We start from the raw sequence: 22,938 nt of genomic DNA, 5'->3' as shown, positions 1-22,938 counted from the left end.
ACTCAAGTAAGTGATTCGGGTGAGTGAACGCAGCCAACGCACATGCAGCTTGAAGTATGACGGGTATATCCCCTTAAATAATAAGGCCTTGCTTATCAGACAAAATTCATATCGAAAAGATGACTTAGCAAACGTTTGCTTTCAGCAAAGAGATCATTAAAATGCGCTCTTTGTCGTTTCAGGAACGCCAACTTACATCATGACTACCACCACGGAAACGTCCCAAACAGAAGCCGCTGCCGCACCTCAGCGCAGTGAACTCATCTATCATCTTGAAGACCGGCCGCCGCTACCGCAAACGCTGTTCGCCGCCAGTCAGCACTTGCTTGCCATGTTTGTTGCGGTGATTACCCCCGCGCTACTGATCTGTCAGGCATTAGGTTTACCCACTGAGGATACGCAGCGCATCATCAGCATGTCGCTTTTCGCTTCCGGTCTGGCTTCTATTCTACAAATTAAAACCTGGGGCCCTATCGGTTCTGGTCTGCTGTCCATTCAGGGCACCAGCTTTAACTTCGTGACGCCACTGATTATGGGTGGACTGGCGCTGAAAAACGGCGGAGCAGATGTTCCCACGATGATGGCAGCACTGTTCGGTACGCTGATGGTCGCGTCCTTCACCGAAATCATTCTTTCACGCTTTCTGCATTTAACCCGCCGCATCATTACCCCGCTGGTTTCTGGCATTGTAGTGATGATTATTGGGCTGTCGTTGATTCAGGTCGGCCTGACCTCCATCGGCGGCGGCTATGCTGCAATGGGTAATAACACCTTCGGCGCACCCAAGAACTTACTCTTAGCGGGTGTGGTGTTGCTGGTTATTATTCTGCTTAACCGCCAGCGTAACCCTTACCTGCGTGTCGCGTCGCTGGTGATTGCCATGGCAGTGGGTTATCTGGGTGCCTGGTTGATGGGAATGCTGCCGGAAAATGCGCCTGCTCAAAACGACACTGTCATTATGGTGCCTACACCGCTGCATTACGGCCTAGGCTTTGACTGGAATCTGTTGATTCCGCTGATGCTGGTCTTCATGGTGACATCGTTAGAAACCATCGGCGACATCACCGCGACCTCCGACGTTTCAGAGCAGCCGGTCAGAGGCCCGCTGTACATGAAACGCTTAAAAGGCGGCGTGCTGGCAAACGGCCTGAACTCTTGCCTTTCTGCCGTATTCAACACCTTCCCCAACTCTTGCTTCGGCCAGAATAACGGCGTCATTCAGCTTACCGGGGTTGCGAGCCGCTATGTGGGCTTCGTGGTTTCGCTGATGCTGATCGCACTGGGGCTGTTCCCTGCCGTTAGCGGATTTGTGCAGCATATTCCAGAACCAGTTCTGGGCGGTGCCACTATCGTGATGTTCGGTACGATCGCCGCTTCTGGTGTGCGTATTGTGTCCCGTGAGCCGCTGAATCGTCGTGCGATCATGATTATTGCGCTGTCGCTGGCTGTTGGCCTTGGCGTATCACAGCAGCCGCTGATTCTGCAGTTCGCACCGGATTGGATTAAAACATTACTGTCTTCCGGTATCGCCGCTGGTGGGATTACGGCAATCGTACTGAATATTGTCTTCCCACACGAAGAAAAATAGCGCCAGCCCGCAATAATTTCAGTTCAGTTCATGTAAAAGCGAGCAGTGATGCAACACCGCTCGCTTTTTACTGTCTGTAACAGCATTACCTATTGAGCCTTCAGGGAAATTACGGCATAAGAACAGTTCTCCCTGACGATTGGCATGGACTGACACGATGAAATTTATCGGGAAATTGTTGCTGACCCTACTGCTGCTGGCCTTTTTAGCGCTAGTAGTCGTATATGTATTACTGCAAACCAGTTGGGCAGCAGGCTGGGTGAGTAATTGGGTAAACCAAAATACCGACTACCAGTTGTCACTGGGCAAAATTAATCATGACTGGTCAACAGCCGATCATATCCAACTCACCGATGTCAGTTTTGGCCAGAAAAATCAGCCACCGACACTCACGGCAAAGCAAATTTCAGCCGGGTTTAGCGCCCGTCAAATTACCGATCCGCACCACTTCGCCAGTCTCGAACTGGAAGGCGGTACGCTAAACCTTTCCTCACAGGCCGCCACACTCCCTATCGAAGCCGATGTGCTACAGCTGCGTACAATGGCACTGCAGGCAAAGGACGGCGATTGGCATCTGAACGGTCAACAAATTAACGGCGGCATGATGCCGTGGCAGCCCGAGGCAGGCTATCTGCTGGGTAAACAGGGGCAGTTCCAGCTCAGCGCCCGCTCACTCGAACTCAACGATATTCCCGCCAGTCAGGTATTGGTTCAGGGCGAAATCAACCACAATCAGCTGATTCTGAGCAATTTCGGCGCAGATGTCGCTCAGGGGCAACTAACGGGCAATGCCAGCCGCGCAGAAGACGGCAGTTGGCAGATCGGTAACCTGCGACTCAGCAATGTCCGTTTGCAAACGCAGAGAACGCCGGAGGCCTTCTGGCAGCCCGTTACCGAACTGCCATCTGTTACCGTTGACCGCTTTGATCTGATTGATGCCCGTATTGAAGGGCCGGGATGGGCGTTTATCGACCTTGATATTGCCCTGCAAAATGTCACGTTTAAGCAGAATGACTGGCAGAGCGAGGGTGGAACGCTGTCATTCAATGCAACTGACATTGTGAACGGCAACATGCACCTTATCGACCCTATCGTGAATCTGGACTTGTCACCGGCGGGCGTTAACATCAAGCAGTTTTCTACACGCTGGGAAGGCGGTTTACTGCGAACCAACGGCAGTTGGCAGCGTAGTAACCACCGTTTAGAGCTGAATGAGTTTGTTGTCGCAGGGATGGAGTACACGCTCCCCGGCGACTGGCGTCAGCGGTGGCAAGCGACCCTGCCATCATGGCTGGCAGAAGTGAATGTGCGAAAATTCACGGCGAACCGCAATCTGCTGATCGATATCAACCCGGATTTCCCCTTCCAGCTAACCGCATTAGATGGCTACGGCAGCAATTTGCTACTGGCTCGCAATCACCAGTGGGGAATGTGGACAGGATCGTTGAATCTTAATGCCAGCGACGCGACGTTTAATAAAGTCGATGTCCGCCGTCCGTCGATGGCACTGGTAGCCGACGATAATCAGATCGCCATTAATGAACTCAGCGCGTTTACGCAAAATGGCATGCTGGATGCCAAGGCAACGATCAACCAGCAACCAGCACGCAATTTTTCCCTGTCACTGACAGGACGCGCCGTACCGCTGGATGTTCTGACGCGTTGGGGATGGCCAGAACCCGCAACCGCACCGACGGGCAATACAAATCTGCAATTGCAACTGAATGGACGGCTTGCCGCTGATACGCCGCTGAAGCCGACACTAAGCGGTACGCTGCAAGGTGTGGATAGCAATGATCATCCCATCAGACAGCAAATGCATCAGGGCACCGTGATAGAAACGCCGTAATCATTACGTTTTCAAAATTATACGTTTTCAAAATACGGTTTTTTAAATAAGAGTTTTCAAAGCATCCGCAACGTTGTTGCGTGCTGAAACAGCATCATAAACCCCGTGAAAATCACGGGGTACGACTTATTTCGAGGGTACTGCCAACTAGCGTGATGTACTGATGGGAAGAACGTGATAATGCTTGGTTCTCATAATATGGTAGCTTCGGGTTAATCTACTTCTGACCCACCTTCTTCCAGCGGTGCATCCGGTTGAGCAGGCAGCACGATGTAAACCCCTTCGAACAACGCCCCTTTATTGTCATCACCAAAGAGCTCAACATTAAGCTGCACACGCGCCTTGCGCCCACGCGCGAGGCGATCCAGATCGCCACTCAGCGATCCTAAATCAGCGATGGCGTTCGGTCGGCCACTGACTGGCGCACTGTAACGAATATGCGCATCCGCCAGAATAATCGTGCCACCGAGGTGCCGTTCACGTAGCAACAGCCAGATTAATCCCCACCCCGTGAGCGTAGCGAGAGAAAACATGCTGCCGGCAAAAAGCGTATGGTGCGGGTTCTGGTTGCCTGTTTCAGGCATGGTGGTAATAAACTGCTTTCCGGTGTACTGGCTTATCCGCACGCCCATTTTTTCACTCAGGGGAATATGCTCGTACCACGCCTGCTGCAACTGTCCACACCAGTCAGGACGATGCAAAATGTCATCCAGCGTCGCCACCGGTTTAATCATCAGAAAGTGCCGCACAGGTGTGGTTTGTGGCGCAGTGATCTCCCCCTGGTTAACAAAACCCAGTTTGGAGAAGAAATCTATTGCGTCTTCACGGGCGCTACAGACCACGCGCTTGGCGCCTTCCTGACGCGCGACTGACTCCAGAGTAATCGCCAGCAGCGTGCCTAACCCTTTCCCTCGGACGTCAGGATGAACGGCGACAAAACGGATTGCCGCTTCATTATCTGCATTGATAGAAAGACGCCCAATTGCGACCAGCCTTCCCTGTTCATCCACCACAGTTTGGTGATGTGCCAAAGCATCGTAAGCATCACGTTCAGAACCCAGCGGCTGGCGTAGAGGTTTACGCAGCATTTCCCAGCGAAATTGATAGTACGCCTCCAGTTCTTCCGCGCTTTCAGGTACTCTCAAATGATACATAACCCTTCCTCTATACCGAGATGCCTCATGGCATCGGGGTTCATAAGACCAGACTGTTGAAGCAAATTTATACGCGGAACAGCAGCGGCGATAGCACGCCATAAGACAATGGCGTTACAAACCTATGACATTACAACCCCAGACGTCATAACCCTATGTCTGTAGCCAAAACGTCACTGGGCCATCATTCACTAATGCCACTTTCATATCCGCCGCAAACTGCCCTGTTTCTGTGTGAACGCCTTGCTCACGACACTGTCCGACAAAGTATTGATAGAGACGATCGGCCTCTGAAGGATTCGCACCGCGAGAAAACCCAGGCCGCATACCACGCTGCGTATCAGCCACCAGCGTAAACTGCGAAACCACCAGCACATTGCCGCCAGCCTGACGAACATTGAGATTCATTTTCCCGTCATCGTCACCGAATATGCGGTAACCCAACACGCGCTCGCAGAGTCGCGTGGCTTTTTGTTCGTCATCGCCCTGCTCAACGCCCAGCAGGATCAGTAAACCTTTATCGATTTCCCCAACTACACTGCCTTCTACCGTAACGCTGGCGCTGGATACTCGCTGAATTAGCGCAATCATAAAACCCGACTACTCCTGATGTCATCATTCCCAATAGGGGCGATGTCCGCCCCTGCGATATAAATCATGCTTTAGCCGTCATCGCCTGCATGGCGAAAAAATCCGGCACCACCTGACGATCGGTCACCAGAATGCTGTGAATGCCCAGGCTTTGTGCCGCATCGACGTTCGCAGCATTATCGTCAAAAAAGACGGCTTGCGCAGGCGGAACACCTTCCTCTGTCAGGACATATTGGTAAATCGCCAGCTCCGGCTTACGTAATCCAATCTCTTGCGACAGGTAGAGTCTGTCAGCCGCCGTCGCCACTTCTGGGAATAGCGCAGGCCAGTGTGAACAGTGGAGGCGATTGGTGTTCGACAGAATCACCACGCGGTGCCCTTCCTGACGCAGGCGCTGCATGATGTCGATAACCTCAGGACGCAACGCGACAAAAATAGCCTGCCAGCCAGCGGTGAATTGTTCGAAGCTCAGGGCGATGCCCATTTCCTGGCACAGCCTGGTGGCAAATTCCTCGTCACTGATCTCACCCCGCTCATGCTGTTCAAACGCGTCGCCCATGACAAAACGCTCTTGCAACGTCGCGAGCGGCGCGCTGCTCAGATTACTCCAGACACCCAATACTCTATTGAAATCAATATCTATGACGACATTGCCTAAATCAAAGATATACAGCATGGCAGTGACCTCCTGACGTAATCGTAGGATTTTCACTGTAGCGGGAAATGGAGAAACTGAACAGGGAGGAAATATAAAGGAAAGGTTAAAGTGGAAGAAAGCGCATAAAATTCAGGGCACCCGAAGGTGCCCTGTTGCGTAACAAGACAAATCCGTCTGAAATTAGACGTCTTTGCTGCCGCGGCTAGCGCGTTTACGATCGTTTTCGGTCAGGTGACGCTTACGAATACGGATAGACTGTGGCGTAACTTCAACCAGTTCGTCATCATCAATGAACTCCAGCGCTTGTTCCAGAGACATTTTGATCGCCGGAACCAGTGTGGTGGCTTCATCAGTACCCGATGCACGCATGTTGGTCAGTTTCTTACCGGTCAGACAGTTTACTGTCAGATCGTTAGAACGTGAGTGAATACCGATGATCTGGCCTTCATACACTTCTGCACCGTGTCCGAGGAACAGCTTACCGCGATCCTGCAGGCTGAACAGCGCAAACGCGACAGCTTTACCCTGACCGTTAGAGATCAGTACGCCGTTCTGACGCTGGCCGATTTCACCCGGACGCACGTCATCGTAGTGGCTGAACGTGGAGTACAGCAGACCTGTACCAGACGTCATAGTCATGAATTCGGTACGGAAACCGATCAGACCGCGAGCTGGGATCAGGTAATCCAGACGGATACGACCCTTGCCATCTGGGATCATGTCTTTCACATCACCTTTACGCTCACCCATGGCTTGCATGACTGAACCCTGGTGCTGTTCTTCGATGTCCAGCGTCACGTTTTCAAACGGCTCTTGGTTACGACCGTCGATAACGCGGTTGATAACTTTCGGACGTGATACGGCCAGTTCAAAGCCTTCACGACGCATGTTTTCGATCAGAACTGACAGGTGCAGCTCACCACGACCAGAAACGCGGAATGCATCAGCGTCTTCGGTTTCGTCAACGCGCAGGGCAACGTTGTGTACCAGCTCTTTGTTCAGACGCTCCAGAATCTGGCGCGACGTAACATACTTACCTTCTTTACCGCAGAATGGTGAAGTATTGACGTTGAAGAACATGGTAACGGTAGGTTCATCGACGCTCAGTGCTGGCAGCGCTTCGACATTCTGCGGATCGCAGATGGTGTCGGAAATGTTCAGCTCGCCCAGACCGGTGATCGCGATGATATCGCCTGCTTCCGCTTCAGTCGCGTCGATACGCTCCAGACCCAGGTGAGTCAGAACTTTACCGACTTTGCCGTTACGGGTTTTGCCTTCGCTATCAACAATAGTAACTTGTTGGTTAGGCTTAACTTTACCGCGCTTGATACGGCCGATACCGATAACGCCAACATAGTTGTTGTAGTCCAGCTGAGAGATCTGCATCTGGAACGGCGCATCCATCTCAACCTGAGGCGGAGAAACGTGATCGACAATCGCCTGATACAGCGGAGTCATATCTTCCGCCATGTCGGTATGGTCGAGACCCGCGATACCATTCAGCGCAGAAGCATAAATGATCGGGAAATCCAACTGCTCGTCAGTCGCATCCAGGTTCACGAACAGGTCGAATACCTGATCGACAACCCAGTCAGGACGCGCGCCAGGACGGTCAACTTTGTTGATAACCACAATCGGTTTCAGACCGTTGGCAAATGCTTTTTTGGTCACGAAACGCGTTTGCGGCATCGGGCCATCCATCGCATCAACAACCAGCAGTACCGAGTCAACCATCGACATTACACGCTCAACCTCGCCGCCGAAGTCGGCGTGTCCCGGGGTATCCACGATGTTAATACGGTAGTCTTTCCAATTAATGGCGGTATTTTTTGCGAGGATGGTAATTCCACGCTCTTTCTCCAAATCGTTGGAGTCCATTACACGCTCGGTTGCTTCGACACGTTCACCGAACGTTCCGGATTGTTGCAACAGCTTGTCAACCAGGGTGGTTTTCCCATGGTCAACGTGCGCAATAATGGCGATGTTACGCAAATTTTCGATCACAGCTTTGCCTCAGGCATTTAGAAATAGCGCGCTATTGTACACGTATTAATCGAGGGACTAAACAAGATCACAAGCATCTATGATAAACAACCTAGAGCTGCCTGCTTTGTGATCCCTTTCACGGTGCAAAAGCGCTACAAGCGAACACAAATGCACTAAATAAGTGCAATAATTCACATATGGAGCACCATTTTGGTGCTTTAGACTATAATGGTGCAGTGGATTTCCGTGAGAAAGCCCCAAGGAGCAACACATTGCACACATTTAAAAAGTTGGCACACTTTTAGCTTTAGTCTACTCACGGCAACAACATCAATCCACAACGATATTCGTTCCACGACGATAAATGACCAATCGGGAGAACCAAGTATGTCCGCAGAACATGTTTTGACGATGCTGAATGAGCACGAAGTGAAGTTTGTTGATTTACGCTTCACTGATACTAAAGGTAAAGAGCAGCACGTCACCATTCCGGCTCATCAAGTCAATGCCGACTTCTTCGAAGAAGGTAAAATGTTTGATGGTTCCTCGATTGGCGGCTGGAAAGGTATTAACGAGTCAGACATGGTTCTGATGCCCGATGCCAGCACCGCAATGATCGACCCGTTCTTCGAAGATTCTACACTGATCATTCGTTGTGACATCCTCGAGCCAGGCACGATGCAAGGTTATGACCGCGACCCGCGTTCTATCGCGAAACGTGCGGAAGATTTCCTGCGTTCTTCCGGCATTGCCGATACCGTCCTGTTCGGGCCTGAGCCAGAATTCTTCCTGTTCGATGACATCCGTTTCGGCAGCAGCACTTCCGGTTCCCACGTTGCTATCGACGATGTCGAAGCTTACTGGAACTCCGGTAAAGCCTACGAAGGCGGTAACAAAGGTCACCGTCCAGGTCTGAAAGGCGGCTACTTCCCAGTTCCACCAGTCGATTCATCACAGGACATCCGTTCTGCTATGTGTCTGACCATGGAGCAAATGGGTCTGGTTGTTGAAGCCCACCACCACGAAGTGGCTACCGCTGGTCAGAACGAAGTGGCTACCCGCTTCAACACCATGACCAAAAAAGCTGACGAAATTCAGATCTACAAATATGTCGTGCACAACGTGGCTCACGCCTACGGTAAAACCGCGACCTTCATGCCAAAACCAATGTTCGGTGATAACGGTTCTGGTATGCACTGCCATATGTCTCTGTCTAAAGACGGTACTAACCTGTTCGCTGGCGACAAATACGGCGGCCTGTCTGAAATGGCGCTGTTCTACATCGGCGGTGTTATCAAACACGCTAAAGCTATCAACGCCCTGGCGAACCCGACCACCAACTCCTACAAGCGTCTGGTCCCAGGCTACGAAGCCCCAGTTATGCTGGCTTACTCTGCCCGTAACCGTTCTGCTTCAATCCGTATCCCAGTGGTTGCGAGCCCGAAAGCACGTCGTATCGAAGCGCGCTTCCCGGATCCAGCAGCTAACCCGTACCTGTGCTTCGCTGCACTGCTGATGGCTGGCCTCGACGGCATCATCAACAAAATCCACCCTGGCGATGCAATGGACAAAAACCTGTACGACCTGCCGCCGGAAGAAGAAGCAGAGATTCCAAAAGTTGCAGGTTCTCTGGACGAGGCCCTGGCTGCACTGAACGAAGACCGCGAGTTCCTGACCCGTGGTGGCGTGTTCACCGACGACGCTATCGAAGCGTATATCGAACTGCGTAAATCTGAGATTGACCGCGTTCGTATGACGCCGCACCCAGTTGAGTTCGAACTGTACTACAGCGTTTAATAACTAAACGTCTAGTAACTACAGCGTCTAATCTCTACCTCGGCGTGGTTGGGTGTGCTGATACCCGACCATGACCGATAAACAACAGAATACTAAGAAGTTTGTTCTTGTTGCCGTGGAAACGCTTCAGCCCATCTTCGGATGGGCTTTTTTCACCACCGGCATTGGCCGTTGCGACGTAACATCCATCATTCACACTACAATGCACCACGACGGTGCGGGAGTCTGCGTTATGGCAACAGGCACGCTGCCCGATGCTGGGCAGATCCTAAATTCCCTGATAAACAGCATCTTATTGCTGGATAACGATCTGGCGATTCACTATTCCAACCCGGCAGCACAGCAATTACTGGCACAAAGTTCGCGTAAATTATCCGGCACGCCGCTGCCCGATTTGCTGGGATACTTTTCTCTGAATATCGATTTACTGCGTGAAAGTCTGGATTCAGGACAAGGTTTTACGGATAACGAAGTCACCCTCGTCGTAGATGGCAAAGCGCACATCATGTCGCTCACCGCTCAGCGGGTACAAAACGATTTTATCCTACTGGAAATGGCGCCGATGGATAACCAGCGCCGTCTCAGTCAGGAACAGCTTCAACATGCACAACAGCAGGCCGCCCGTGATTTGGTCCGGGGTCTGGCGCATGAGATAAAAAATCCGCTTGGCGGATTGCGTGGTGCCGCGCAGTTGCTTGCTAAAGCACTGCCCGACCCGGCATTGACGGAATATACCAAGGTCATCATTGAACAGGCGGATCGCCTGCGCAATCTGGTTGATCGCCTGCTGGGGCCACAGCAACCCGGCCTGCACGTCACCCAAAGCATCCATCAGGTCGCTGAACGCGTTTGTCAGCTTGTCTCTCTGGAAAAGCCAGATAACGTGACGCTGGTGAAAGACTATGACCCTAGCCTGCCAGAGCTGACGCACGATCCCGATCAAATTGAACAGGTACTGCTGAATATTACCCGCAACGCGCTACAGGCGCTGGGCGAGGAAGGCGGGACGATTACGATACGTACCCGCACGGCTTTTCAGCTTACGTTACACGGTGTGCGCTATCGTCTCGCCGCGCGTATTGACGTGGAAGATGACGGCCCCGGCGTGCCTGCTCAACTACAGGACACACTGTTTTACCCGATGGTGAGCGGACGCGAAGGGGGCACAGGTTTGGGGCTTTCCATCGCCCGCAGTCTTATCGACCAACACTCCGGTAAAATTGAATTTAACAGTTGGCCAGGACACACCGAATTTTCGGTTTACTTGCCCATTCGCCAGTGAGGTTCACAATGCAACGAGGGATAGTCTGGATTGTCGATGACGATAGCTCCATCCGTTGGGTGCTTGAGCGCGCGCTTGCTGGTGCGGGTTTAACCTGCGCAACGTTTGAGAACGGAAATCAGGTACTGCATGCGCTGGCGACACAAACGCCCGACGTTCTGCTGTCCGACATCCGTATGCCAGGGATGGATGGATTAGCGCTCTTACAGCAAATCAAACAGCGCCACCCAATGCTCCCGGTCATCATTATGACGGCACACTCCGATCTGGATGCCGCCGTCAGCGCTTATCAACAGGGTGCGTTCGACTATTTGCCGAAACCGTTCGATATTGATGAAGCCGTTGCGCTGGTTGAGCGCGCGATCAGCCATTATCTGGAACAGCAGCAGCCGGTACGTAACCAGCCGATGAATGGCCCAACGACGGACATTATCGGCGAAGCCCCCGCGATGCAGGATGTCTTTCGCATCATCGGTCGCCTGTCTCGCTCGTCAATCAGCGTGCTGATTAATGGCGAATCGGGGACGGGTAAAGAGTTGGTAGCGCACGCTCTGCATCGCCACAGCCCGCGTACCAAAGCCCCTTTTATCGCGCTGAATATGGCGGCCATTCCCAAGGATCTGATCGAATCAGAACTGTTCGGCCATGAAAAAGGCGCGTTTACAGGCGCAAACCAGATTCGTCAGGGCCGCTTTGAGCAAGCCGATGGCGGTACGCTGTTTCTGGATGAAATCGGCGATATGCCGCTAGACGTACAAACACGTCTGTTGCGTGTATTGGCAGACGGGCAGTTTTACCGCGTTGGCGGCTATGCCGCGGTAAAAGTGGATGTTCGTATTATCGCGGCAACGCACCAAAATCTTGAACAACGCGTGCAAGAAGGCAAGTTCCGTGAGGATTTGTTCCACCGCCTGAATGTGATCCGCGTCCATCTGCCGCCGCTGCGCGAACGTCGGGAAGATATCCCTCGTCTGGTGCGCTATTTCTTGCAGGCCACCGCCAAAGAACTGGGCGTTGAGCCGAAGAATCTGCACCCAGAAGCGGAAACGGCGCTAACCCGTTTACCGTGGCCCGGCAACGTGCGCCAATTGGAAAATACCTGCCGTTGGTTGACGGTCATGGCCGCCGGTCAGGAAGTGCTGATCCAGGATCTGCCGCCTGAACTGTTCGAGACCACCGCGCCTGATTCCACCGTGCATATTCTGCCTGACAGTTGGGCCACACTGTTGGCACAATGGGCCGATCGCGCACTGCGTTCCGGTCATCAAAACCTGTTGTCAGAGGCACAGCCAGAAATGGAAAGGACGTTGCTGACGACGGCACTGCGACATACGCAGGGGCATAAACAGGAAGCGGCAAGATTGTTGGGATGGGGCAGAAATACCCTGACGCGTAAATTAAAAGAGCTGGGAATGGAGTAGCAAGATTGCTTTTTTATTGCTCAATTGTTAACAAACAAACTGGTGATAAAAAATACAATCTGGCGCACGAAATTGTCATTAATTTGTCCTTTACTTGCCTCGAGTCAGCAGTATGATCGTGTCGCTGATTCGGGAGGAACACCATGCTGGATTCACTGATTTCTGCGGCAACGCTTTCCGTTGCAACACACGGCGCTGAAATTGGCTCCGCGGCAAGCCATTCGCCGCAGGCTGCTATTGCCGCCGTTTTGTGTGCCGCACTGATTAACTTCTTTAGTTAATCCTATATACGTTCAAGAACAGCCAGTCGGTAATAATATCGACTGGCTGTTTTTTTGGTTAAATCACGCGGGAAAATTGCTGTGTTCTAAGCTTGCTACGTAGATAAACGTCAAAGCACATACAGATATTGCGGATCAGCAACCGTCCTTTTGGCGTCACCACCAGCCCGTCTTCCTGACTATCCACCAGCCCATCGGCCACCAGCGGAGCAAGCAGCGCTAAATCCTGCTCAAAGTAGGTTTTAAAATCGATAGCATATTCCACCTCAATGGGCGCATAGCTGAGCTGGAAATTACAAATGAGGGTCTTAATCACATCGCGGCGGAGGCAGTCATCACGCGTCAGCTGTAACCCACGCCACAAGCCATTCCCTTGGTCTTTGACCTGCGCATAATACTGCTTCAGCTCTTTCTGGTTCTGAGCATAGCTATCACCGATCATACTAATCGCCGAAACGCCCATCCCAAGCAGATCGCTGTCGCCCTGCGTCGTATAGCCCTGGAAATTGCGATGCAGTTTCCCTTCTCGCTGCGCCACCGCCAGCTCATCGTCCGGGCGAGCAAAGTGATCCATACCGATAAACTGATAGCCCGATTGCGTCAGCGATCCAATCGTCTGTTGCAGAATGTCCAGCTTTTGCTCGGCGCTCGGTAAATCCGCTTCTTTAATCTTGCGCTGCGCGGCGAACAGGCTGGGTAAATGCGCATAGTTAAAGACGCTAAGCCGGTGCGGGCTTAATTCCGCAACGCGCTGTAACGTAAAGGCGAAGCTTTCCGGCGTTTGTTTCGGCAGGCCGTAAATCAAATCGATATTGGTTGAGGTGAAGCCAAGCGCTTTTGCCCGTTCAATAAGGGCAAAAATAAAGTCTTCATCCTGCTCACGATTGACCAGCTTCTGCACGTCTTTATTAAAATCCTGCACGCCCATGCTCAGGCGGTTAAACCCTTCGGCACGCAGATGATCGAGGACGTCCAGCTCAATTTCTCGCGGATCGACTTCAAGCGACAGCTCAGCCTGCTCGGAAAAAGAGAACTGCTCGCGCAGCAGCGACATCAGTCGGCTGATTTGTACTTTATTTAGATAGGTTGGTGTACCGCCACCCCAATGCAATTGCGTCACCGTTCGTCCAGCGAATAGCGGCGCACGCTGGCGGATTTCCAGATCCAGCACATCAAGGTATTCATCCGCTTTATGCTGCTGACGCGTAACCAGCTTATTACAGCCGCAGAAATAGCACAGCCGATGGCAAAAAGGGATGTGGATATACAGCGACAGCGGTCGCTGCGGATAACGGGCAATGGCCTGCTGAAACGCCGGCTCATCGTAAGCTTCACTGAATTCTAACGCTGTGGGATAAGACGTATAACGCGGCCCAGAATAGTTATATTTTTGAATCAGGGCCAGATCCCAGTCAACGGACGGTATCGACATATTCGCTCACTCCTTCCAGTTTTTGCTCGGTGGGTCATCCTTCCCCTCCTTCAGATCACCAAAAATGGCGTTCAAAAACGCTCCCGGCGTTTTGCTACTCGTCTCATCCATGAGACTCGCCCTAAAGGGCCGTCACGTTGTGACGTTCAAAAACGCTCCCGGCGTTTTTGTCTTGGGCGTCGCACCTGATTCATGCGCCCGTTAAACAGGGCGCGGTGCAACCGATGCTTACGCTTCGACAATAGCCATAGTTTACTGAACAGACAGAGCAGATAAAACGCAACCAGCAATATCAGGAACAGAAACAGCCATTTCATTGATTAGAACGTGTCTTTCGGGTTATTACGTTTCAAAAGCTGCAACATATCTTCCTGCGGCTCTTCTTCGTCATCATCACCCAGCTCAATTCCAAGCTCTTCCATCAGGATGTCGATACGATCCAGCGTTTCATCAACCCATGACTGATCTTTGGCGCTTAGCGTCTCGCCGCTATCCAGACGATCCAACAAGGCATCCAGGCGTGCATCGTTTTCTAACATTTCCAGCTCTTCTTCCGGCGACATTGTCGGCTTCGCAGCAACGACTTTCTCCACAGGTTCAGAAGGCTTCGATTTAGGCTTCGGCTTAGCCACAGCGCTGTCTAACACACCAAGCTGTACAGGCTTTTTGCTGCCGATACGCGGATCGACAGCTTTACGCTGACCAGAACGCTGATCGTTGGACGCTTTTTCCTGAGTTCGGCTGCCCGACGCGTTGCCACGATGCTTTTTATCTTTTTTCCGCTCGCGCGCTTCACGCTCCAGCTCTTCGCGGGTCTTTCTTTTTACTTTGGGTTTCCCTGCCTTATCGGCAGCCCCTTTGACAGGTCGGTTCATAATATTGTTCTCAGGTACACAGATATAAGGGAAGTGCGGCGGAATCTAGCAGAAAGCCCGCGAATAAAAAAGCGTCCACATCAGACAGCTGAGCTTTTCTTTTCGCATCAGTCTGCTGCATTTCACGACAGATAAAGCCGCCTTTATTGTCAGTTACAGGTATAATCCCCAACCAGACAGAGATCCAGATAGAGATAACCATCGTGACCCAGCAATATAACTACCACATGACGCGTTTTATCATCAGCGCCCCGGATATTCGCCATCTGGCAACAGATAGCGGTATTGAAGTGGCCTTTGCTGGGCGCTCTAATGCCGGAAAATCCAGCGCACTGAACACACTGACCAACCAGAAAAACCTGGCACGAACCAGTAAAACGCCAGGCCGTACTCAGTTGATTAACCTGTTTCAGGTGGTAGACGGCGTGCGTTTGGTCGACCTTCCCGGCTATGGCTATGCCGAAGTGCCGGAGCAAATGAAGATCAAATGGCAACGTGCGCTCGGTGAATACCTGCAAAAGCGTAACAGCCTTAAGGGTCTGGTTGTGCTGATGGATATTCGCCATCCGCTGAAAGATCTCGATCAGCAAATGATTCAGTGGGCTGTTGATGTCCAGCTTCCAGTCTTAGTGCTGCTGACCAAAGCCGATAAGCTGGCTTCAGGCGCGCGTAAGACACAGTTGAACATGGTTCGCGAGGCTGTCTTGCCATTTATGGGTGATATTCAGGTCGAAGCATTTTCGTCACTGAAAAAGCTCGGCGTCGATAAACTACGGCAGAAATTGGATAACTGGTTCAGCACGTTGGAACACGCTGAAGAAGAACAAGAAGCAGAGTAATCCTTTCGCGTGGTGCAGAGTATCATCACTCGCATCACGCCCCGCTTTCTCGCAATGATCGCCCACCAGAAACGTTATTTTCACACGCGAAGCCGTGCTGACATGTTGCTGTCTGCTACACGGCTACCGGCGTTTGAGGGTAAAAATCCTGGATAAAGCCCATAAAAAACGCCCCGCTCAAAACTGAGCGGGGCGGCTAATATTCAGCCAAATCCGATTACGTGAAGTAAAAGGTCTGAAAGATAGAACATCTTACCTCTGTACCCTACGTCTTTAACTCTACCCTATTTTTTCACGGGAACAAAGGTTTTTTTGTTGTTTACTTTCATAGAAAATGGTTATCGATTACACAAAGTTAAACCAGGTCACACAATACTGTTATTTAATTACAGAAATAGCGCAAAAATCGGCCATTAATGTGCTTCATCCCAGTTCATGCCCGTACCGATGTCTACCTGTAACGGAACATTCAATTGCATACAACCTTCCATTAATGCTTTGATTTTACTAATGGATTCTTCAATAACCGAATCATGAATCTCGAAAACCAATTCATCGTGAACCTGCATGATCATCTTCACCTTCGGCGTGTCTTTCTGTAGCCAATCGTCAATCGCGATCATTGCTTTCTTAATAATATCAGCAGCGGTGCCCTGCATTGGGGCGTTAATCGCCGCACGTTCTGCGCCTTTACGCGCCATCGCATTACGAGAATGGATATCAGGCAGATAGAGACGGCGACCGTCAAGCGTGGACACATAGCCATGTTCCGCAGCCTGCTGGCGCGTACGTTCCATGTAATCCTGTACACCCGGGTAACGCTCAAAATACAGGTTCATGTATTTCTGCGATTCGCTACGGGGAATATTCAACTGGCGCGACAGACCAAATGCGCTCATGCCGTAGATCAGACCAAAGTTGATCGCTTTCGCACTGCGGCGCTGTTCCGATGTCACCTTATCCAGTGCGATGCCAAACACTTCTGACGCCGTTGCCCGGTGGATATCCAACCCGTTCGCAAACGCGTTCAACAGCCCTTTATCACCCGATAAGTGCGCCATGATACGCAGTTCGATTTGCGAGTAGTCCGCCGCAACAATGCTGTAGCCTTTAGGCGCAATGAATGCCTGACGAATACGGCGCCCTTCGTCATTACGCACCGGGATGTTTTGCAGGTTCGGATCGCTGGAGGACAAACGCCCGGTCGCGGTAACAGCCTGATGATAAGACGTATGAACACGCTTCGTCGCCGGATTGATCATTAACGGCAGCTTATCGGTGTAAGTAGATTTCAGCTTGGCCAACCCACGATATTCCAGGATCAACTTCGGCAGAGGGTAATCCAGAGCCAGTTCAGCCAGCACTTCCTCATTGGTTGACGGTGCGCCTTTTGGCGTTTTCTTCAGAATCGGCAGCTTTTGTTTTTCATACAAAATACCCTGTAGCTGCTTGGTCGATGAGAGATTGAACTCTTCGCCCGCCAGCTCATAGGCTTGTGTTTCCAGCTCTGCCAGACGGACTGTGAGCTCTTTTGAATGTTCCGCGAGAATAGCAGGATCGATCAGTACACCTGTACGCTCGATGCGGGATAAAACCGGCACCAGCGGCATATCAATAGTCTGGAAAACCTGGCACAGATCGGCATGCGGCTGGAGTTTCCCCCAGAGCTTCTGGTGCAGATGCAGCGTAACGTCCGCATCCTCGGCTGCATAAGGCCCAGCCTGTTCCAGCGCAATCTGATTAAACGTCAGCTGATTTTTTCCCTTACCCGCGATCTCTTCAAAGGTAATGGTTTTGTGGCTCAGATAGCGTTCGGCCAGGCTATCCATATCGTGGCGGCCCGCCACGCTGTCGAGCACATAAGATTCCAACATGGTATCAAACGCGATGCCGTGTAAATCGATGTCATACCGCTGCATCACGCCTTTATCAAATTTGAGATTCTGACCAATCTTCAGCAGCTTCTCATCTTCCAGCAGCGGTTTGAACAAGGCCAACACCTTGGTGCGATCCAACTGATCCGGCGCATCCAGATAGTCATGCGCCAACGGCAAATAAGCGGCTTCACCCGGCTTAATGGCGAATGACAACCCAATCAGATTAGCGGTGAGTGTATCCAGCCCGTCGGTTTCCGTATCAAAAGCGAAAACTTCAGCCTGTTTTAAACGCTCAACCCAATCGAGCAGCGTTTTTTCATCAAGAATCGTGACATAACCGTCGGCAGAAAGTGTAGGCGCATTATCTTCTTCAGCAACTTGCTCAACCACCGCGTTACTGACAGCCTGGACAGGCTGGCTGCTCTTTTTACCCTGCATCCAGGTACCGGATTCAATATCTGATAACCAGCGTTTAAATTCATAGCGGGAAAAGAGACGATGCAGCTCATCCACATCCAGCTCGTTAACGGTGAGCTGATCGCAGCTAAGATCCAGCTCGACATCCGTTTTAATAGTGGCTAGCTGATAAGAGAGGTAGGCCACGTCTTTGTGCTGTTCCAGCTTCGGCGCCATGGTTTTCGCACCACGGAAGGAAAGCCCGGCAATTTTATCAAGATTGGCATAGAGCGAATCCAGCCCGCCGAGCCCTTGCAATAGCGCTTGAGCCGTTTTTTCACCCACGCCAGGTACACCGGGAATGTTATCTGATGCATCCCCCATCAGCGCAAGGAAATCGATAATCAGCTCAGGAGGAATACCGTACTTATCACACACTTCCTGTGGGCCAAGAATCGAATTATTCATGGTATTAATGAGCGTCACGCTCGGCGTCACCAACTGCGCCATATCTTTATCGCCGGTACTAATCAGCACCGACTTACCCGCTTTTTCAGCCTGAACGGCGAGCGTACCAATCACATCGTCCGCCTCTACGCCGGAAACCGCCAGAAGCGGCAGCCCCATTGCTTTCACCATCTTATGCAGAGGCTCTATTTGCTCGCGTAGATCCTCCGGCATCGGTGGGCGGTGAGCCTTATAATTTTCGAACAGTTCATCGCGAAACGTTTTTCCTTTCGCATCAAAAACGACGGCAACGTGGCTGGGCTGATATTGCAACAGCAAACTGCGTAGCATATTCAGTACGCCATACATTGCACCGGTGGCTTCTCCCGCGCTGTTTGTTAACGGTGGGAAAGCGTGATAAGCACGATACAAATAGGATGAACCGTCTACCAGTATTAAAGGATTTTCTGCAATCTGAGCCATAGCCTGCCATGATCGTTGTGGTCTGTCATAGCGCTAAGCATGCCATAGGTCAGGGAAAGAGACGATCCTTAACGTGAGATATTGGCTGATTTTGCATGGATCCTCGCAAGATCCTCCTGTGGATAACTTTGTGAATAGTTTTATCCGCTTAATTGCTAATTTTCCCTATTATCTTAAGTTATTTTTTTATATCCCTTAATTTCATGAAGTTATAATATAAGCTGTTTATTTTTAAGGCGTGATAAACCGTCATCCAATTTGTGGATATAAACAAACAGATAAATAGATATTGCGAGCTGATGAGATATAAAAGATAAGAAGATGAACCGCGGGAAGGTATAAAGTCATGCGGTTTTACCCGCATGACTTATTAAATAATTACTTCTTGGTAATGAGGAACTTCACCACGTCAGCGTACTGTTTTACATACCCATCCATTGAACTGGTATCAAGACCATCATTCTTGATCATATATTTACCGTTAACGAACATGGCTGGAACGCCGCGTAATTGTAAATCGGCGGCTGCTTTTTCCTGCTGGGCAACCAGAGATTTCACAACAAAGCTATTCAGAGCACCATCAAACTCTTCCGCACTCACGCCAGCTTTCACAAAGACTTCGCGAATATCTTCCGGTTTTTGTACAGTCTGTGTTTTCTGAACCGCATCAAACATCAGCGGGGTAATTTTATCTTCAACGCCCAGCGCCATAGCAACAGCCCATGCCTGCGTCAGGTTTTTACCCAATGGGCCCAAGAAGTCCACGTGATAACGTGTCATCTTCGTACCCTCTGGCAACGCTTTTTTTACTGCATCTGGAACGTGGTAAACCTGTTCAAATTGATAGCAGTGCGGGCAATAGAATGAGAAGAACTCAAGAACCTGAGGCTCTTGGGTTGCAGGTTTATCTAATTCTACATATTGCTTGCCGTCAGAAAACTCTGCAGCAGAAGCACTAAATGCCAGAACAACGCCAATCAGCGCAAGCCATAACTTTTTCATAAATTTAACTCTCTCCATTTAATTTCAGTACATTGGCATTAGCTGTAGAGGAGGTTCCTGCAACAGCTGAGTTTGCCCAATAAATATTGCCGTTTGCTTCAACCAGAAATCAGCATCCGTCATCCAGGGGAAATTTTTCGGAAAAGCGGGGTCTTCCCAGCGACGGGCAACCCAAGCTAAATAGTAAACCTGCCGCATCGCGCGAAGAGGCTCAATCAGCGAGAGCTCTTTCTCCTGAAATTCCGCAAATTCGCTATAGGCTTCTAACAAGATATCCAGTTGAATACGTTGTTCACGACGGTCCCCGTGCAACAGCATCCATAAATCCTGTATTGCCGGACCATTACGGGCATCATCCAAATCCACAAATAGCGGGCCATCACGCCACAAAATATTGCCTGGATGACAATCCCCATGCAGACGCAGTGGTCGCCAGTCGTTATGCCAATAAGTTTCAACTGTATCAATCAGTTGACGGGTCGCTTGTAAAAAATCATGTCGATGTATTTTCGGTATTAGCGGACATGTCTCCAACAACCGATAAGATTCATGCAGGTATTCATTTACCCCGATCGTAGGACGCTCGGTGAATAACGATTTCTGCCCCGTCTGGTGAATCCGGCCGAGAAAACGACCGACCCACTCTAGCTGGTCTTCATTATCCATTTCATACTGCCGCCCACCCATGCTGGGGAATACGGCAAAATGAAACCCTTCATAGACGTTCAACGTTTGCCCATTAAGCGAGACGGGCGCGACAACAGGGACTTCATCTTCTGCCAATTGCTGGGCAAAAATATGCTCTTCCTGAATCTGCGCTGCACTCCACCGTTCCGGGCGATAAAATTTCACCACGAATCGTTTACGATCTTCATCCGCAAACTGGTACACCCGATTCTCATAACTGTTTAATGCCGTCAAACCAGAATCAACGCGCAGCCCAACATCCAGCAAGGCATCCACGATCAGATCTGGGAATAGCGTCTGAAAATTAAATATCGAACTATTCATTACGGCCACAAATGGTTAGAGGCAACGTAAGAGGTATGCGTGCAATAGTTAGCATCATGAACGTGTTATTCCTTTCCACTAGTCTTTAATAACTCCCCGGGCACGAAGCAAAGCTGTCTTAAAATCTTCTTCGTAATCCTTCTTCAACCCGGGGATGACTTGTTCTTTATCTGCATCACGCATTTTTAGATGGTAAATAAGGATATCATCAGTCAGTTCATTTAACTGCCCCTCGAACCCCGCCTCCTGTGCAAGGTTTTGTAAAAATTGCACCAGATTTAAATCGGGCTCTTTTTGCCAGGCTGGGTGCAACAGCTCAATCAACTCATTAACACGATGACATTTCATTTTTTTCTCCTTAAAAACGATTTGTACTCAATAAATTTCAATATGCAGGAAGCGACTTGAGCGCTATTGAGTATATAGCGATAAAAATAACAGCCTTGCTCACATGAGGAAAGAACTTGGTCTTCTGCGAAAGTTTTCAGAGAATAGCGTATGGTTTAGCCCCACAAACTTTCGGTAGAGGAAAGTGGGCATCGATAATTGGAAAGTGAAATGATTACAGGCGTTATTCTCGCAGGCGGACGGGCAACACGCATGGGCGGGCACGATAAAGGTCTGATAGCACTGAACGGTGAGCCGCTATATCTGCATGTTCTGTCTCGGCTTAAAGCACAGGTCAATCAAGTCATGATCAGCGCTAATCGCAATCAGGCTGTGTATGCACAAAGTGGCTGCCGTATTATTAGTGACGTTGATACAAGCTTTCCAGGCCCGCTGGCGGGTATTCTGAGTGGATTACATGCCTCTCCATCCGAATGGGTCGCATTCGTTCCTTGCGATGTCCCAGCACTCCCTTGCGATCTGGTAAACCGCTTGTGGCAAGCACGTGGGGAAGCCAATGCGGCTTATGCCACTGATGGAGAACGGCCACATCCCACATTACTCTTAATCAATAAAAACCTTATTGAATCACTAGAGACCTATCTGCATCTCGGAAACCGTAAGCTGATGCTATTTATGGAACAGGTTGGAGCAAACGCCGTTTCATTTAGCGATCAGTCTGAAGCTTTTCGCAATATGAATTCGCCTGAAGATTTATCCAATTGGGAGAAGCAACACCGTGAATCCTAATCGTGTCCCCTTGCTCGCTATTACTGCTTATAGCGGTACAGGTAAAACGACATTACTTAAACACGTCATCCCGCTGCTGACTCAGCATGGCGTTCGAGTCGGACTTATTAAACATACACATCATCAGATGGATATTGATACACCAGGTAAAGATAGCTATGAACTCCGTAAGGCAGGCGCAGCACAAACGATTGTCGCCAGCAGCCAAAGGTGGGCGCTGATGACGGAGACGCCTGATCAGGAAGAACCCAATATTTACGATCTAGCAGGGAAAATGGATGCATCAGCTCTCGATCTAGTGCTGGTTGAGGGGTTCAAACACGAGAAGATCGCTAAAATAGCCTTGTTTCGCCAATCGTTGGGTAGAGAATTAAGTGATTTGATCGATGAATATGTCATTGCGATTGCAGCGGATACAGAGATAGACACCCGACTTCCTGTGCTCGATATCAATCAACCAGAACAGGTTGCTGCTTTTATCCGACAATGGCTCAAAAATAACAGTCTGTAGTGCGGAATAGACTACCGCTCACACTGAACCATTGGGTAATATCTGACAGGACGTCGATTTTCGCCCCCATATCTCTTGGCGGTCAGGTTATCAGTCGGATAACCGCAATAGATCCACAACGGCGAGCAAATCGTTGCACATAATCCCAAATTCCCCATAGCAAAAAGCCCCTGTCTTTCGACAGGGGCTTTCCACTTGTTTGATGCCTGGCAGTTCCCTACTCTCACATGGGGAAGCCCCACACTACCATCGGCGCTACGGCGTTTCACTTCTGAGTTCGGCATGGGGTCAGGTGGGACCACCGCGCTATCGCCGCCAGGC

The 22,938-nt window shown here is 50.5% G+C and carries 20 protein-coding genes and 1 rRNA gene; 9 read left to right on the top strand and 12 right to left on the bottom strand.

What is annotated here, in order from left to right; translation table 11 throughout:
• The first annotated feature begins 199 nt into the window (after positions 1-199).
• Together Q3A88_RS16250 and Q3A88_RS16245 are read left to right on the top strand one after the other, a co-directional pair.
• The gene (locus Q3A88_RS16250) at positions 200-1,588 is read left to right on the top strand and encodes a uracil-xanthine permease family protein (RefSeq protein WP_317178286.1); all 1,389 of its coding nucleotides are present in this window, start codon (positions 200-202) and stop codon (positions 1,586-1,588) included.
• 157 nt (positions 1,589-1,745) lie between these two features.
• Positions 1,746-3,437 (top strand): AsmA family protein, encoded by a 1,692-nt coding sequence (locus Q3A88_RS16245; protein ID WP_233989387.1) that lies wholly within the window; start codon positions 1,746-1,748, stop codon positions 3,435-3,437.
• 212 nt (positions 3,438-3,649) lie between these two features.
• Here Q3A88_RS16245 and fabY read toward each other — a convergent pair whose 3' ends face one another.
• The 4 genes from fabY to typA all read right to left on the bottom strand — a co-directional run bounded on the left by fabY (position 3,650) and on the right by typA (position 7,844).
• Entirely contained in the window at positions 3,650-4,591 is a 942-nt protein-coding gene (gene fabY / locus Q3A88_RS16240) for a fatty acid biosynthesis protein FabY (protein WP_233989388.1), read from the bottom strand.
• Positions 4,592-4,744: 153 nt separating this feature from the next.
• The gene (dtd, locus tag Q3A88_RS16235; protein ID WP_233989389.1) at positions 4,745-5,182 is read right to left on the bottom strand and encodes a D-aminoacyl-tRNA deacylase; all 438 of its coding nucleotides are present in this window, start codon (positions 5,180-5,182) and stop codon (positions 4,745-4,747) included.
• Between the two features lie 64 nt (positions 5,183-5,246).
• The gene (yihX, locus tag Q3A88_RS16230) at positions 5,247-5,858 is read right to left on the bottom strand and encodes a glucose-1-phosphatase (RefSeq protein ID WP_233989390.1); all 612 of its coding nucleotides are present in this window, start codon (positions 5,856-5,858) and stop codon (positions 5,247-5,249) included.
• Between the two features lie 162 nt (positions 5,859-6,020).
• Positions 6,021-7,844, bottom strand: a complete 1,824-nt coding sequence (typA, locus tag Q3A88_RS16225) for a ribosome-dependent GTPase TypA (protein ID WP_010298147.1) — start codon at positions 7,842-7,844, stop codon at positions 6,021-6,023.
• Between the two features lie 369 nt (positions 7,845-8,213).
• Between typA and glnA the strand changes: the two genes are divergently transcribed.
• The 4 genes from glnA (at position 8,214) to Q3A88_RS16205 (ending at position 12,607) form a co-directional block, all read left to right on the top strand.
• Positions 8,214-9,623, top strand: coding sequence for a glutamate--ammonia ligase (gene glnA / locus Q3A88_RS16220; RefSeq protein WP_014913638.1), 1,410 nt, complete (start codon positions 8,214-8,216; stop codon positions 9,621-9,623).
• A 232-nt stretch (positions 9,624-9,855) separates the two neighbouring features.
• The gene (glnL, locus tag Q3A88_RS16215; RefSeq protein ID WP_005968247.1) at positions 9,856-10,905 is read left to right on the top strand and encodes a nitrogen regulation protein NR(II); all 1,050 of its coding nucleotides are present in this window, start codon (positions 9,856-9,858) and stop codon (positions 10,903-10,905) included.
• An 8-nt stretch (positions 10,906-10,913) separates the two neighbouring features.
• Entirely contained in the window at positions 10,914-12,326 is a 1,413-nt protein-coding gene (gene glnG, locus Q3A88_RS16210; RefSeq protein ID WP_110163182.1) for a nitrogen regulation protein NR(I), read from the top strand.
• A 143-nt stretch (positions 12,327-12,469) separates the two neighbouring features.
• Complete coding sequence (locus Q3A88_RS16205) at positions 12,470-12,607, top strand: YshB family small membrane protein (protein WP_010281646.1); 138 nt, start codon at positions 12,470-12,472, stop codon at positions 12,605-12,607.
• Between the two features lie 58 nt (positions 12,608-12,665).
• Here Q3A88_RS16205 and hemN read toward each other — a convergent pair whose 3' ends face one another.
• The 3 genes from hemN to yihI all read right to left on the bottom strand — a co-directional run bounded on the left by hemN (position 12,666) and on the right by yihI (position 14,914).
• The gene (gene hemN, locus Q3A88_RS16200) at positions 12,666-14,039 is read right to left on the bottom strand and encodes an oxygen-independent coproporphyrinogen III oxidase (RefSeq protein WP_233989391.1); all 1,374 of its coding nucleotides are present in this window, start codon (positions 14,037-14,039) and stop codon (positions 12,666-12,668) included.
• 146 nt (positions 14,040-14,185) lie between these two features.
• A complete protein-coding gene (locus Q3A88_RS16195; RefSeq protein WP_010298124.1) occupies positions 14,186-14,356 on the bottom strand; it encodes a hypothetical protein in 171 nt (56 codons plus the stop codon).
• 3 nt (positions 14,357-14,359) lie between these two features.
• The gene (gene yihI, locus Q3A88_RS16190; RefSeq protein ID WP_014913633.1) at positions 14,360-14,914 is read right to left on the bottom strand and encodes a Der GTPase-activating protein YihI; all 555 of its coding nucleotides are present in this window, start codon (positions 14,912-14,914) and stop codon (positions 14,360-14,362) included.
• A gap of 203 nt (positions 14,915-15,117) precedes the next feature.
• On the opposite strand from yihI, the gene yihA reads away from it, so the two are divergent.
• Positions 15,118-15,753 (top strand): ribosome biogenesis GTP-binding protein YihA/YsxC, encoded by a 636-nt coding sequence (gene yihA / locus Q3A88_RS16185; protein ID WP_029367904.1) that lies wholly within the window; start codon positions 15,118-15,120, stop codon positions 15,751-15,753.
• 413 nt (positions 15,754-16,166) lie between these two features.
• Here yihA and polA read toward each other — a convergent pair whose 3' ends face one another.
• From polA to Q3A88_RS16165, 4 genes are all read right to left on the bottom strand, one after another.
• A complete protein-coding gene (gene polA / locus Q3A88_RS16180) occupies positions 16,167-18,956 on the bottom strand; it encodes a DNA polymerase I (RefSeq protein WP_317178285.1) in 2,790 nt (929 codons plus the stop codon).
• A gap of 378 nt (positions 18,957-19,334) precedes the next feature.
• On the bottom strand, positions 19,335-19,958 hold the full coding sequence (gene dsbA / locus Q3A88_RS16175) for a thiol:disulfide interchange protein DsbA (protein ID WP_010281626.1): 624 nt from the start codon (positions 19,956-19,958) through the stop codon (positions 19,335-19,337).
• A 24-nt stretch (positions 19,959-19,982) separates the two neighbouring features.
• Positions 19,983-20,969: a serine/threonine protein kinase gene (locus Q3A88_RS16170; protein WP_039275504.1), complete on the bottom strand. Its 987-nt coding sequence runs from the start codon at positions 20,967-20,969 to the stop codon at positions 19,983-19,985.
• Positions 20,970-21,047: 78 nt separating this feature from the next.
• Positions 21,048-21,317: a YihD family protein gene (locus Q3A88_RS16165; protein ID WP_005968263.1), complete on the bottom strand. Its 270-nt coding sequence runs from the start codon at positions 21,315-21,317 to the stop codon at positions 21,048-21,050.
• Positions 21,318-21,527: 210 nt separating this feature from the next.
• Here Q3A88_RS16165 and mobA point away from each other — a divergent pair, with 210 nt between their 5' ends.
• Positions 21,528-22,106 carry a molybdenum cofactor guanylyltransferase MobA gene (gene mobA, locus Q3A88_RS16160; RefSeq protein ID WP_317178298.1) on the top strand — a complete coding sequence of 193 codons (579 nt, stop codon included), beginning with the start codon at positions 21,528-21,530 and terminating at the stop codon, positions 22,104-22,106.
• Positions 22,096-22,617 (top strand): molybdopterin-guanine dinucleotide biosynthesis protein MobB, encoded by a 522-nt coding sequence (mobB, locus tag Q3A88_RS16155; RefSeq protein WP_317178284.1) that lies wholly within the window; start codon positions 22,096-22,098, stop codon positions 22,615-22,617. The genes mobA and mobB overlap by 11 nt, the downstream gene beginning before the upstream one ends.
• Positions 22,618-22,821: 204 nt before the next feature.
• Here mobB and rrf read toward each other — a convergent pair.
• A 5S ribosomal RNA gene (gene rrf / locus Q3A88_RS16150) occupies positions 22,822-22,937 on the bottom strand.
• Between the last annotated feature and the right edge of the window lies 1 nt (position 22,938).

Source organism: Pectobacterium sp. HCp5_1, from assembly GCF_032905925.1.
In the GTDB taxonomy this organism is placed as follows: Bacteria; Pseudomonadota; Gammaproteobacteria; order Enterobacterales; family Enterobacteriaceae; genus Pectobacterium; species Pectobacterium brasiliense_A.
Note: the sequence above shows the minus strand (reverse complement) of the source record. Positions and strands in the feature narration are given on the sequence as shown.

Excerpts from the sequence above, each read along its gene's own strand:
- Q3A88_RS16250 (WP_317178286.1), top strand. The coding sequence starts at position 200 with ATGACTACCACCACGGAAACGTCCCAAACAGAAGCCGCTGCCGCACCT.
- Q3A88_RS16245 (WP_233989387.1), top strand. The coding sequence starts at position 1,746 with ATGAAATTTATCGGGAAATTGTTGCTGACCCTACTGCTGCTGGCCTTT.
- fabY (WP_233989388.1), bottom strand. The coding sequence starts at position 4,591 with ATGTATCATTTGAGAGTACCTGAAAGCGCGGAAGAACTGGAGGCGTAC.
- dtd (WP_233989389.1), bottom strand. The coding sequence starts at position 5,182 with ATGATTGCGCTAATTCAGCGAGTATCCAGCGCCAGCGTTACGGTAGAA.
- yihX (WP_233989390.1), bottom strand. The coding sequence starts at position 5,858 with ATGCTGTATATCTTTGATTTAGGCAATGTCGTCATAGATATTGATTTC.
- glnA (WP_014913638.1), top strand. The coding sequence starts at position 8,214 with ATGTCCGCAGAACATGTTTTGACGATGCTGAATGAGCACGAAGTGAAG.
- glnL (WP_005968247.1), top strand. The coding sequence starts at position 9,856 with ATGGCAACAGGCACGCTGCCCGATGCTGGGCAGATCCTAAATTCCCTG.
- glnG (WP_110163182.1), top strand. The coding sequence starts at position 10,914 with ATGCAACGAGGGATAGTCTGGATTGTCGATGACGATAGCTCCATCCGT.
- Q3A88_RS16205 (WP_010281646.1), top strand. The coding sequence starts at position 12,470 with ATGCTGGATTCACTGATTTCTGCGGCAACGCTTTCCGTTGCAACACAC.
- hemN (WP_233989391.1), bottom strand. The coding sequence starts at position 14,039 with ATGTCGATACCGTCCGTTGACTGGGATCTGGCCCTGATTCAAAAATAT.
- Q3A88_RS16195 (WP_010298124.1), bottom strand. The coding sequence starts at position 14,356 with ATGAAATGGCTGTTTCTGTTCCTGATATTGCTGGTTGCGTTTTATCTG.
- yihI (WP_014913633.1), bottom strand. The coding sequence starts at position 14,914 with ATGAACCGACCTGTCAAAGGGGCTGCCGATAAGGCAGGGAAACCCAAA.
- polA (WP_317178285.1), bottom strand. The coding sequence starts at position 18,956 with ATGGCTCAGATTGCAGAAAATCCTTTAATACTGGTAGACGGTTCATCC.
- dsbA (WP_010281626.1), bottom strand. The coding sequence starts at position 19,958 with ATGAAAAAGTTATGGCTTGCGCTGATTGGCGTTGTTCTGGCATTTAGT.
- Q3A88_RS16170 (WP_039275504.1), bottom strand. The coding sequence starts at position 20,969 with ATGAATAGTTCGATATTTAATTTTCAGACGCTATTCCCAGATCTGATC.
- Q3A88_RS16165 (WP_005968263.1), bottom strand. The coding sequence starts at position 21,317 with ATGAAATGTCATCGTGTTAATGAGTTGATTGAGCTGTTGCACCCAGCC.
- mobA (WP_317178298.1), top strand. The coding sequence starts at position 21,528 with ATGATTACAGGCGTTATTCTCGCAGGCGGACGGGCAACACGCATGGGC.